Origin of the sequence: Marinobacter sp. OP 3.4 (assembly GCF_036224885.1) — a bacterium.
Lineage (GTDB): Bacteria > Pseudomonadota > Gammaproteobacteria > Pseudomonadales > Oleiphilaceae > Marinobacter.
The window spans coordinates 16,272-28,418 of record NZ_JAVVLT010000117.1; the positions used below are offsets into that span (position 1 = coordinate 16,272).

The 12,147-nt window shown below is 60.7% G+C and carries 8 protein-coding genes; all 8 read left to right on the top strand.

Features of this window, described 5'->3' with window-relative positions; all coding sequences use genetic code 11:
* Nucleotides 1–3 precede the first annotated feature (3 nt).
* A complete protein-coding gene (gene sdhA / locus RO069_RS20045) occupies nucleotides 4–1,776 on the top strand; it encodes a succinate dehydrogenase flavoprotein subunit (RefSeq protein WP_328189840.1) in 1,773 nt (590 codons plus the stop codon).
* Between the two features lie 14 nt (nucleotides 1,777–1,790).
* Nucleotides 1,791–2,495 carry a succinate dehydrogenase iron-sulfur subunit gene (locus tag RO069_RS20050; protein ID WP_328189841.1) on the top strand — a complete coding sequence of 235 codons (705 nt, stop codon included), beginning with the start codon at nucleotides 1,791–1,793 and terminating at the stop codon, nucleotides 2,493–2,495.
* Between the two features lie 316 nt (nucleotides 2,496–2,811).
* Entirely contained in the window at nucleotides 2,812–5,646 is a 2,835-nt protein-coding gene (locus RO069_RS20055) for a 2-oxoglutarate dehydrogenase E1 component (RefSeq protein WP_328189842.1), read from the top strand.
* Between the two features lie 26 nt (nucleotides 5,647–5,672).
* On the top strand, nucleotides 5,673–6,914 hold the full coding sequence (odhB, locus tag RO069_RS20060; RefSeq protein WP_328189843.1) for a 2-oxoglutarate dehydrogenase complex dihydrolipoyllysine-residue succinyltransferase: 1,242 nt from the start codon (nucleotides 5,673–5,675) through the stop codon (nucleotides 6,912–6,914).
* 72 nt (nucleotides 6,915–6,986) lie between these two features.
* Nucleotides 6,987–8,429: a dihydrolipoyl dehydrogenase gene (gene lpdA / locus RO069_RS20065; RefSeq protein ID WP_328189844.1), complete on the top strand. Its 1,443-nt coding sequence runs from the start codon at nucleotides 6,987–6,989 to the stop codon at nucleotides 8,427–8,429.
* Nucleotides 8,430–8,683: 254 nt separating this feature from the next.
* Nucleotides 8,684–9,850 carry an ADP-forming succinate--CoA ligase subunit beta gene (gene sucC, locus RO069_RS20070; RefSeq protein WP_328189845.1) on the top strand — a complete coding sequence of 389 codons (1,167 nt, stop codon included), beginning with the start codon at nucleotides 8,684–8,686 and terminating at the stop codon, nucleotides 9,848–9,850.
* The gene (gene sucD, locus RO069_RS20075) at nucleotides 9,850–10,722 is read left to right on the top strand and encodes a succinate--CoA ligase subunit alpha (RefSeq protein WP_328189846.1); all 873 of its coding nucleotides are present in this window, start codon (nucleotides 9,850–9,852) and stop codon (nucleotides 10,720–10,722) included. The genes sucC and sucD overlap by 1 nt, the downstream gene beginning before the upstream one ends.
* Nucleotides 10,723–10,880: 158 nt before the next feature.
* Complete coding sequence (locus RO069_RS20080; RefSeq protein WP_328189847.1) at nucleotides 10,881–12,095, top strand: tryptophan--tRNA ligase; 1,215 nt, start codon at nucleotides 10,881–10,883, stop codon at nucleotides 12,093–12,095.
* The last annotated feature ends 52 nt before the right edge of the window (nucleotides 12,096–12,147 follow it).

The following is a 12,147-nucleotide window of genomic DNA, read 5'->3' on the forward strand; positions in this document are numbered from 1 at the left end:
TAGATGGCTAATATCAAGACCATTTCCTACGACGCGATCGTCATTGGTGGCGGTGGTTCCGGCATGCGGGCTGCCCTGCAGCTGACCGAGTCCGGCCTTAACACCGCCTGTATTACCAAGGTGTTCCCGACACGCTCCCACACCGTGTCTGCCCAGGGCGGCATCACCTGCGCCATTGCCAGTGCCGATCCCAACGATGACTGGCGCTGGCACATGTATGACACCGTCAAGGGTTCCGACTACATCGGTGACCAGGACGCCATCGAATACATGTGTTCCGTTGGGCCCCAGGCCGTATTCGAGCTTGAGCACATGGGGCTGCCGTTCTCCCGTACCGAACAGGGTCGTATCTACCAGCGTCCGTTCGGCGGTCAGTCCAAGGACTACGGCAAGGGTGGCCAGGCCGCCCGTACCTGTGCTGCCGCTGACCGTACCGGCCACGCCCTGCTGCATACCCTGTATCAGGCCAACCTCAAGGGTGGCACCACCTTCCTTAACGAGTGGTATGCCGTTGACCTGGTGAAGAACAGCAAGAACCAGGTGGTTGGCGTTGTCGCCATTGAGATCGAGACCGGTGAGGTTGCCTACATCAAGGCCAAGGCCACCGTGCTGGCTACCGGCGGTGCTGGCCGTATCTACTCCTCCACCACCAACGCCCTGATCAATACCGGTGATGGTATCGGTATGGCCCTGCGCGCCGGCTTCCCGGTGCAGGACATCGAGATGTGGCAGTTCCATCCCACCGGCATCCACGGAGCCGGGGTTCTGGTGACCGAAGGTTGCCGGGGTGAGGGCGGTTACCTGATCAACGCCGAGGGTGAGCGGTTCATGGAACGCTATGCTCCGAACGCGAAAGACCTGGCCGGTCGTGATGTGGTGGCTCGCTCCATGGTCCTGGAGATCCTGGAAGGCCGTGGCTGTGGCCCCGACAAGGACCACGTGCTGCTGAAGCTGGATCACCTGGGCGAGGAAACCCTGAACCTGCGCCTGCCAGGTATCTGTGAACTGTCCCGGACCTTCGCCCATGTGGACCCGGTGAAGGAGCCGATTCCGGTTGTTCCCACCTGCCACTATATGATGGGCGGGATTCCCACCAACGTTGGCGGTCAGGCCCTGACCCAGGACGAGAACGGCAACGACGCGCCCATTGACGGCCTGTTCGCCTGTGGTGAGGCCGCCTGCGTATCCGTGCACGGCGCCAACCGTCTGGGGGGCAACTCGCTGCTGGACCTGGTGGTATTTGGTCGTGCTGCCGGCCTGCACATCGAGAAGATGATCCGTGACGGCTTCGAGACCGACGGCGCCACCGACGAGGAAATCCAGAAGGCCATGGCCCGCATCGATCGCCTCAACAACACCTCCGAAGGTGAGGACGTGGCGGCTGTGCGCAAGGACCTGCAGGATTGCATGCAGCTCTACTTCGGTGTATTCCGTGACGGCGAGAGTATGGAGAAGGGCCTCAAGCGGCTGGATGAGATCGGCGAGCGGGTGCGTCGCACCAGGCTGACCGACCGCAGCAACGCCTTCAACACGGCACGGATCGAAGCGCTCGAGCTGGACAACCTGTACGAAGTGGCCTACGCCACCGCCGTTGCCGCCCATGAGCGTAAAGAGAGCCGTGGTGCCCATGCCCGTAACGATTTCACCGAGCGTGATGACGAGAACTGGCTGAAGCACTCCCTGTATTTCCCGCTGGACAAGCGGGTTGGCAAGCGCGATGTGAACTTCGCTCCGAAAACGGTTCCGACGTTCGAACCGAAGATTCGGACCTATTAAGGGGGACATGAACAATGTTGGTAAGCCTTTACCGTTACAACCCGGAAACTGACAACGCCCCTTACATGCAGGATGTTGAGATCGAGATTCCGGAAGGCAAGGATCTGATGGTGCTGGACATCCTGGCCATCGCCAAGGAACAGGATGAAACCCTGGCCTATCGTCGCTCCTGTCGTGAGGGGGTCTGTGGCTCCGACGGCATGAACATGAATGGCAAGAATGGTCTGGCCTGTATCACGCCGGCGTCGGAAGTGGTCAAGAACGGCAAGCTGGTGTTGCGCCCGCTGCCGGGGCTGCCGGTCATCCGTGACCTGGTGGTGGACATGAACCTGTTCTACCAGCAATACGAGAAGGTACAGCCGTACCTGATCAACGACAATCCGGAGCCGGCCATCGAACGCCTGCAGTCACCGGAAGACCGCGAGAAGCTGGATGGCCTGTACGAGTGTATCCTCTGTGCCTGCTGTTCCACTGCCTGTCCGTCGTTCTGGTGGAACCCGGAGAAGTTCGTGGGTCCCGCAGGTCTCCTGCAGGCTTACCGCTTCCTGGCGGACAGTCGGGACACCGCCCAGGCGGAACGTCTCGCTGACCTGGACGATCCGTTCAGCGTGTTCCGCTGCCGTGGCATCATGAACTGTGTCAGTGTCTGTCCCAAGGGGCTGAACCCGACCCGGGCGATTGGCCATATTCGTAACCTGCTGCTTCAGCGGGCGACGTAACCAGCGGTTTCCCAGAGTACCGCTATACTGTTCGGGAAGTGCCAGACCTCCCGGCTTGGATTCCACCTGACCGGATAGCCTTCTACCAAAGGCGGATTGGCAGGTGAGGGCCGGTAGGGCAAGCTATCGGGCCGCAGGCGGCGCCCAAAAAGCGCTGCCGCGGCGCGATTCAGTATAAAAACCACCGGGGAACGGAAAACATCCGTGAGCGTTGTGGTGGCTGTTGTCGATCCGGTAAAAACCCGTATTGACTGAGAAATATCCCTGGCCGACCATAAAAAGCTCCCCCGCACCAGTCCAAGGTGAGCTATTCAAAATGCATGAAAGCATAATGGAGCAGTTATGGCAGACGTCCCATCTACAGGGTGGGAATCTGGCCTATGTTGAGCAGCTTTTTGAAACCTACCTGACCGATCCCAACGCCATTCCCGAAGAGTGGCGAAGCTATTTCGACAAGCTGCCGGGCGTCGACGGTAATACCCGTGACATTGCCCACTCCACCATCCGCGAACAGTTCGAGCACATATCCCGTAACCAGCGCTTCTACAGTGGCGCCGGTGTTCCCGCCTCCGCCACCACCGACGCCGACCGCAAGCAGATCCGCGTTCTCCAGATGATCAACGCCTACCGGTTCCGTGGTCACCAGGACGCGAAGCTTGACCCGCTCGGTGTCTGGCAGCGCCCCGGGGCGGAGGATCTGGACCCGTCATTCCACGAACTGACGGAAGCGGACCGTGATCTGGAGTTCCAGACCGGGTCCCTGAACTTCGGTTCCGAGCGGATGAAACTCGGTGATATCGTTGATGAACTGCGCAAGACCTATTGCGGCAGCATCGGTGCCGAGTACATGCATGTGGTAGACACCCGGATCAAACGCTGGTTCCAGCAGCGGATGGAGCCGGTGCGGTCCAGTCCCAACTATGAGGCCAAGACCCGCAAGCACCTCCTTGAGAGGCTGACCGCCGCCGAGGGCCTGGAAAAGTACCTGGGTTCCCGTTATCCGGGCGTGAAGCGCTTTGGCCTTGAGGGTGGTGAGAGCCTGATCCCCTGTCTGGATGAGCTGATCCAGCGTGCCGGCAGCTACGGCGCCAAGGAAATTGTGCTGGGCATGGCTCACCGTGGACGCCTGAATGTACTGGTGAACACCCTGGGCAAGAATCCCAAGGATCTGTTTGACGAGTTTGAAGGCAAGAAGATGGCCGATTCCGGCTCCGGTGACGTCAAGTACCACCAGGGCTTCTCCTCCAACGTCATGACCGAGGGTGGCGAGATCCACCTGGCGCTGGCGTTCAATCCCTCACACCTGGAGATTGTCTCGCCGGTGGTGGAAGGCTCGGTTCGCGCCCGTCAGACCCGCCGCAACGATACCGACGGCTCCCAGGTGGTACCGATCATCATGCACGGTGACGCCGCGTTTGCCGGTCAGGGCGTGGTGATGGAAACCTTCCAGATGTCCCAGACCCGGGGCTTTGGTATCGGTGGCACCATCCACATCGTCATCAACAACCAGGTGGGCTTCACCACCAGCAAGCAGGAAGACGCCCGCTCCACCGAGTACTGCACCGATGTGGCCAAGATGGTCCAGGCGCCGATCCTGCACGTGAACGCCGATGACCCGGAAGCGGTGATGTTCGTCACCCAGATGGCCATGGACTACCGCAACGAATTCAAGCGTGACGTGGTCATCGACCTGGTCTGTTACCGTCGCCGTGGCCACAACGAGGCGGACGAGCCTTCGTCCACCCAGCCGGTCATGTACGACAAGATCCGCAAGCTAAAGAGCACGCGCCACCTGTACGCCAGCAAGTTGGTGGAGGAGGGCGTGCTGTCCGAGGACGACGCCAAGCAGATGGAGACCGATTATCGGGATGCCCTCGACAATGGCGAGCACGTGGTGAAGTCCCTGGTCAAGGAGCCCAATACCGAGCTCTACGTTGACTGGACGCCGTACCTGGGGCATGAGTGGACCGCGAAGTGCAAGACCAGCGTCACCCTCAAGAACATCCAGCGCCTGGGCAAGAAGCTGACCCATGTGCCCGAGGGCTTTTCCATCCAGCGCCAGGTGCAGAAGATCGTTGAGGATCGCAAGAAGATGACGGCCGGTGCCCTCGGTCTCAACTGGGGTTATGGTGAGATGATGGCCTACGCGTCCCTGCTGGACGAGGGCCATCCGATCCGTATCACCGGCCAGGACGTCGGTCGTGGCACCTTCTCCCACCGCCATGCCATCCTCCATAACCAGAAGGACGGCGATACCTATACCTCGCTGGCCAACCTGTCCGACAAGCAGCCGCGTTTCGAAATCTACGACTCCCTGCTGTCGGAAGAGGCGGTGATGGCATTCGAGTATGGTTACGCTACCACCACTCCCGATGCGCTTATCGTGTGGGAGGCCCAGTTTGGTGATTTCTCCAACGGTGCCCAGGTGGTCATCGACCAGTTCCTGACCAGTGGCGAGCACAAGTGGGGCCGCCTGTGTGGCCTGACACTGCTGCTGCCCCACGGTTATGAAGGGCAGGGGCCGGAGCACTCGTCCGCACGGCTTGAGCGCTTCCTGCAGCTGGCTGCTGAGCACAATATCCAGGTGTGTGTGCCCACCACGCCGTCCCAGGTGTTCCATATGCTGCGCCGCCAGGTGAAGCGACCCCTGCGCAAGCCCCTGGTCGCCATTACGCCCAAGAGCCTGCTGCGCCATAAAGAGGCCACATCCGATCTGGATGACCTGACCTCGGGCACGTTCCAGACCATACTGCCCGAAAAGGAGCCTTCCGATCCGAAGAAGGTGACCCGTCTGATCCTCTGTAGCGGCAAGGTGTACTACGATCTGCTGGAGAAGAAGAAAACCGACGGTCGCGACGATGTGGTGATCTTCCGGATCGAGCAGCTGTATCCGTTCCCGGGTGACGACCTGGACGAGCTGCTGGCACCGTATACCAAGCTCAAGAACGCGGTGTGGTGCCAGGAAGAGCCCATGAACCAGGGGGCCTGGTATTGCAGTCAGCACCACATGCGGGCTGCACTCTCGCGGCTGAACCCGAAGCTATACCTGGAATACGCCGGTCGTGATGCCTCTGCCGCCCCCGCTGCAGGTTACATGTCGGTCCACGTCGAGCAGCAGAAAAAGCTGGTAGATGACGCCTTTGAACTGTGACCAGATACCCAACGTAAGGATTTGAAATGTCAACAGAAATTAAAGCCCCCGTTTTCCCGGAATCGGTCGCTGAGGGTACCGTTGCGACCTGGCACAAGAAACCCGGCGAAGCCTGCGAACGTGACGAACTGATTGTCGACATCGAAACCGACAAGGTGGTTCTGGAAGTGGTTGCGCCCGCGGATGGTGTCATCGAAGAGATCATCAAGGACGAGGGCGATACCGTTGAAAGCGGCGAGGTTATCGGTAAGTTCAAGGCAGGCGCTGCCGGCGAAAGCAAGCCTGCGGACAAGGGCGACTCCGGCAAGGAGGAGACATCCGAGGCCAAGCAGGAGGCGCCAGCGTCTTCCGGTGACAGCGCTCCGGCCACATCCGGCGAGGCGATCCTGAGCCCGGCGGCCCGCAAGCTGGCCGACGAGAACAACGTGGATCCCGACAGCATCAAGGGCTCCGGCAAGGGTGGCCGCGTTACCAAGGAAGACGTCCAGGCCCATATCGACGGCAAGTCGTCCGGTGGTGCCCCGGCAGCGTCCCAGCCGGCTCCGGCGGCCGAGATGCCGGTGGGCGATCGTCCCGAGAAGCGCGTACCCATGACCCGCCTGCGGGCCAGCATCGCCAAGCGCCTGGTGCAGGCCCAGACCGATGCCGCCATGCTCACCACCTTCAACGAGGTGAACATGAAGCCGGTCATGGAGTTGCGCAAGGAATACAAGGAAGCGTTTGAGAAGCGCCACGGTATCAAGCTGGGGTTCATGTCCTTCTTTGCCAAGGCCGCGACGGAAGCCCTCAAGCGTTTCCCGGCGGTGAACGCCTCCATCGACGGCAACGACATGGTTTACCACGGTTACCAGGATATCGGCGTGGCCGTATCCACCGATCGTGGCCTGGTGGTTCCGGTTCTCCGTGATGTGGATGGCATGGGCCTGGCGGATATCGAGAAGAAGATCGTCGAGTACGGCCAGAAGGCGAAAGGTGGCAAGCTGGGCATTGACGAGATGACCGGCGGCACCTTCACCATCACCAACGGCGGTATCTTCGGGTCGTTGATCTCCACCCCGATACTGAACCCGCCGCAGACTGCCATCCTGGGCATGCACAAGATCCAGGAGCGTCCGATGGCGGTGAACGGCCAGGTCGAGATCCTGCCGATGATGTACCTGGCACTGTCTTACGACCACCGTATGATCGACGGAAAGGAAGCGGTTCAGTTCCTCGTGGCCATTAAGGAAATGATTGAGGATCCGACCCGCATCCTGCTGGACGTCTGAGCACCACAAACCCATTCCGGAGCCCCGGGAGGCAACAGCCCCCGGGGCTTCCACCAGATAACGGGATAGAACATGTCTGACAAGTACGATGTCATTGTCATTGGCGCTGGCCCCGGTGGTTACGTGGCCGCCATCAAAGCGGCGCAGCTCGGTCTGAAGACCGCCTGTGTGGAGTCCTGGACTTCCGAAGACGGCAAGCAACAGGTGCTGGGTGGTACCTGCCTGAATGTGGGCTGTATTCCATCCAAGGCCCTGCTGGAAATCTCCCATAAATATGAGGAGGCCGAGCACGGCTATGCCGACCAGGGGATCGAACTGAACGATCTCAAGATCAACATCGGCAAGATGATGGAACGCAAAAGCGGAATCGTTGATCAACTGACCGGCGGCATCGCCGGCCTGTTCAAGTCCAACGGCGTCACCTCCATCCACGGTCATGGCAAGCTGCTGGCCAACCGTCAGGTGGAAGTCACCGACAAGGATGGCAACACCAAGGTCTACGAGGCCGACAACGTGATCCTCGCCAGTGGCTCCAAGCCCATCGAGATCCCGCCGGCGCCGTTCGACGGTAATTACATCGTGGATTCCGAGGGTGCCCTGGAATTTGACGAAGTGCCCAAGCGCCTGGGCGTGATCGGGGCCGGGGTTATCGGTCTTGAGCTGGGCAGCGTATGGGCCCGCCTGGGGTCCCAGGTCACCATGCTGGAGGCCATGGACACCTTCCTGCCGGCAGTCGACCAGCAACTGGCCAAGGACGCCCTCAAGCAGTTCAAGAAGCAGGGCCTGGATATCAAACTGGGCGCCCGCATGACCAAGGCCGAGGTGAAGCGCAAGCTGGTCTACGTGGACTACGAGGATGGCAAGAACAAGGAGCAGGTCAAGTTTGACAAGCTGATCGTTGCCGTTGGCCGTCGTCCCTACACCGAGAACCTGCTGGCGGCAGACTCCGGCGTCAACCTGGACGAGCGTGGCTACATCTACGTGGATGAGCACTGCAAGACCGAGGTGCCCGGTGTCTGGGCCATCGGTGACGTGGTGCGGGGGCTCATGCTGGCACACAAGGCATCCGAGGAAGGCCTGATGGTCGCAGAGCGGATTGCCGGCCACAAGCCAGCCGTCAACTATGACTGCATCCCGAGCATCATCTACACCTCTCCAGAGGTGGCCTGGGTCGGCAAGACCGAGGAAGAGCTGAAGTCCGAGGGTGAGGCCTACAAGGTGGGCACCTTCCCATTTGCCGCCAATGGCCGCGCCATGGCGGCAAACTCCGCGTCCGGCATGGTGAAGATCATTGCCGACGAGAAAACCGACCGGATTCTGGGTTTCCACGTGGTGGGTCCCCAGGCTTCCGAGATCGTGGCCCAGGGTGTGATCGCCATGGAATTCGGCTCCAGTGCCGAAGACCTGGCGCTGACCTGCTTCGGACACCCGACCCTGTCGGAATCCGTGCACGAAGCGGCCCTGGCCGTCGATGGTGGCGCTATTCACAAGGCCAACCGTCGCAAGAAGAAATAGCGCTTACGTTCCGGGCAGGGCGGGCAATGGTGTCGGCCGGTTACGGTGAGAACACACCTGGAGTCTGCCATGCGGACTCCCGCCCGGAGCGGCGTTTAGGTCTGCTGAGGCGATCCCCGGCGGGCCGAAGCGAATTCGCATAACGGAGCGCATCGAAGTCAGACCGTGCCTGGTGCCCGGGCTGGTTTCAATGGGTTCCAGCGGGTTCATTTCCGTATGTGGTTATCCTCCATCAAAAAGCGGGACACTTGACTATGAATTTGCACGAATATCAGGCCAAGCAGCTGTTTGCTGAATACGGCCTGCCTGTATCCAAGGGCTATGCCTGTGATACTCCTGACGAGGCGGCTGCGGCTGCTGACAAGATCGGCGGTGACGGCTGGGTGGTGAAAGCCCAGGTTCACGCCGGTGGTCGCGGCAAGGCCGGCGGCGTCAAGCTGGTGAAGAACAAGGACGACATCAAGGCGTTTGCCGAGCAGTGGCTGGGCAAGAACCTGGTGACCTTCCAGACCGACGAGAAAGGCCAGCCGGTCAGCAAAATTCTGGTCGAGTCCCTGACCGATATCGATCAGGAACTGTATCTGGGTGCCGTGGTTGACCGTGCCACCCGTCGCATTGTCTTCATGGCGTCCACCGAGGGTGGTGTCGAAATCGAGACCGTCGCCGAGGAAACCCCCGAGAAGATCCTCAAGGCCGAGATCGACCCGCTGGTTGGCGCGCAGCCGTACCAGGGCCGTGAACTGGCCTTCAAGCTGGGCCTGAAAGGCCCGCAGATCGGCCAGTTTGCCAAGATCTTCGTGGGTCTGGCCAAGCTGTTCGAAGACAAGGACCTGGCGCTGCTGGAAATCAACCCCCTGGTGATCACCAGCGAAGGCAACCTGCACTGCCTGGATGCCAAGATCAACGTTGACGGCAACGCGCTGTACCGCCAGAAGCAGATCCAGGAGATGCACGATCCCTCCCAGGAAGATGCCCGCGAAGCGGAAGCCGCCAACTGGGAACTCAACTACGTGGCCCTCGACGGCAACATCGGCTGCATGGTCAACGGCGCCGGTCTGGCCATGGGCACCATGGACATCATCAAGCTGTCCGGCGGCCAGCCCGCCAACTTCCTGGACGTGGGTGGCGGCGCCACCAAGGAGCGGGTCTCCGAAGCGTTCAAGATTATCTTGTCCGACGACAACGTCCAGGCGGTTCTGGTCAACATCTTCGGGGGCATCGTCCGTTGTGACATGATTGCCGAGGGTATTATCGGCGCCGTGAAGGAAGTGGGTGTCAAGGTTCCTGTGGTGGTACGCCTGGAAGGCAACAACGCTGAACTGGGTACCAAGGTCCTCGAAGAGAGCGGCCTCAACATCATTGCCGCAACCAGCCTGTCCAATGCCGCAGAGCAGGTCGTTAAAGCCGCAGGGGGTAAATAATGAGCATCCTGATCAACAAAGACACCAAGGTTATCTGTCAGGGCTTTACCGGTGCCCAGGGTACCTTCCACTCCGAGCAGGCGCTTGAGTACGGCACCAAGCTGGTTGGCGGTGTCAGCCCGGGCAAGGGCGGTACCGAGCACCTGGGCCTGCCGGTGTTCAACACCGTGCGCGATGCGGTGGAGAAGACCGGTGCGGAAGCCACCGTGATTTACGTGCCGGCGCCGTTCTGCAAGGACGCCATTATTGAAGCCGCTGACGCTGGTATCCAGCTGATCGTGTGCATCACCGAGGGCATCCCGACCATCGACATGCTGTACGCCAAGGAGTATGTCGACAAGAAGGGCGCCCGCATGATCGGCCCGAACTGCCCGGGCGTGATCACCCCCGACGAGTGCAAGATCGGCATCATGCCCGGTCATATCCACCAGAAGGGCAAGGTGGGCATCGTATCCCGTTCCGGCACCCTGACCTACGAGGCGGTCAAGCAGACCACCGACTTCGGCTACGGCCAGTCCACCTGCGTGGGCATTGGTGGTGACCCGATTCCCGGTTCCAGCTTCATCGATATCCTGAAGCTGCTGCAGGAAGATCCGGAAACCGAGGCCATCGTGATGATCGGTGAAATCGGTGGTACCGCCGAGGAAGAGGCCGCCGCCTACATCAAGGAAAACGTGACCAAGCCGGTGGTGTCCTACATCGCTGGTGTCACCGCGCCTCCGGGCAAGCGGATGGGTCACGCCGGCGCCATCATTTCCGGTGGTAAGGGCACTGCGGACGAGAAGTTCGCCGCCCTGCAGGATGCCGGTGTGAAAACCGTGCGCAGCCTGGCCGAGATCGGCAAGGCCCTGAAGGAAGCCACTGGCTGGTAAGCCCACGGGCACCAACCGGTAGCAGACAGAACCCCCGCCTGGTGTGACCGGTGCGGGGGTTTTTCGTTCTGGCCCTTCGATGACTGCAGGATCTCTGTCATCCCCGGGCGGACTGATTTATCATGTCCGGTCAATCGTGACCATAAGGAGTTCAAGCATTGGGTTCTGTTGATTCCCAGCAACGGGTACTGTCCGGTATGCGGCCCACCGGTCGCCTGCATCTCGGGCACTATCACGGTGTACTCAGGAACTGGGTGAAGCTGCAGCACGAATTCGAATGCTTTTTCTTCGTGGCTGACTGGCATGCGTTGACCACCAGCTATGACGATCCGTCCCATATCCGCGAGAACGTGTGGGAAATGATCATCGACTGGCTGGCGGTCGGAATAAACCCCGGGTCCTCCACCTTGTTTGTGCAGTCGTCGGTGCCCGAGCATGCGGAACTCCAGCTCCTGCTATCCATGATCACCCCGTTGGGGTGGCTTGAACGGGCCCCCAGCTACAAGGATCAACAGGAGAAACTACGTGAAAAAGATCTCGCAACTTTCGGATTTCTAGGATATCCGCTCCTGCAGAGTGCGGATATCCTGCTCTACCGGGCAGGCAAGGTTCCGGTGGGGGCGGACCAGGTGTCCCATGTGGAAATCGCCCGGGAGATCGCCCGCCGGTTCAACCATCTTTACGGACGCGAGCCGGGTTTCGAGGAACAGGCGGAGGCCGCCATCGTCAAGATGGGCAAGAAGAACGCCCGCCTATACCGGTCCCTCAAGCGCCGGTACCAGGAAGAGGGTGACCTGGAGGCGCTGGAGACCGCCAGGGCACTGCTGCGGGAGCAGCAGAACATCTCCCTGGGCGACCGTGAGCGCCTCTACGGTTACATCGAGGGCGGCGGCAAGGTGCTGCTGCCGGAACCCCAGCCGCTGCTGACCGAATACTCCAGGATGCCGGGCCTGGACGGGCAGAAGATGTCCAAGTCCTACGGTAATGACATCGGCCTGCGGGAGGCCCCGGATTCGGTGGCACAGAAAATCCGCACCATGCCGACGGACCCGCAGCGGGTGCGCCGGACTGATCCGGGGGAGCCGGAAAAATGCCCGGTGTGGGCGTTCCACAAGGTCTATTCCGACGACAGCACCCGCGAGTGGGTGCAGACCGGTTGCCGCAGCGCCGGTATTGGCTGCCTGGACTGCAAGAAACCGGTGATTGACGCCATAGTCGAGGAACAGCGGCCCCTGCATGAGCGGGCCATGGAATACGAGTCCAATCCGGACCTGATCCATGCGATCATCATGGAGGGGGCCGACCAGGCCCGGGACGCCGCCAGGGATACCCTGGAGGAAGTCCGTGAGGCCATGGGTGTGGTATACCGGTAGTGTCCCTTAACATAAGTTCGCAGCATTTCAGAGGCTGTGTCAGGCATTACTA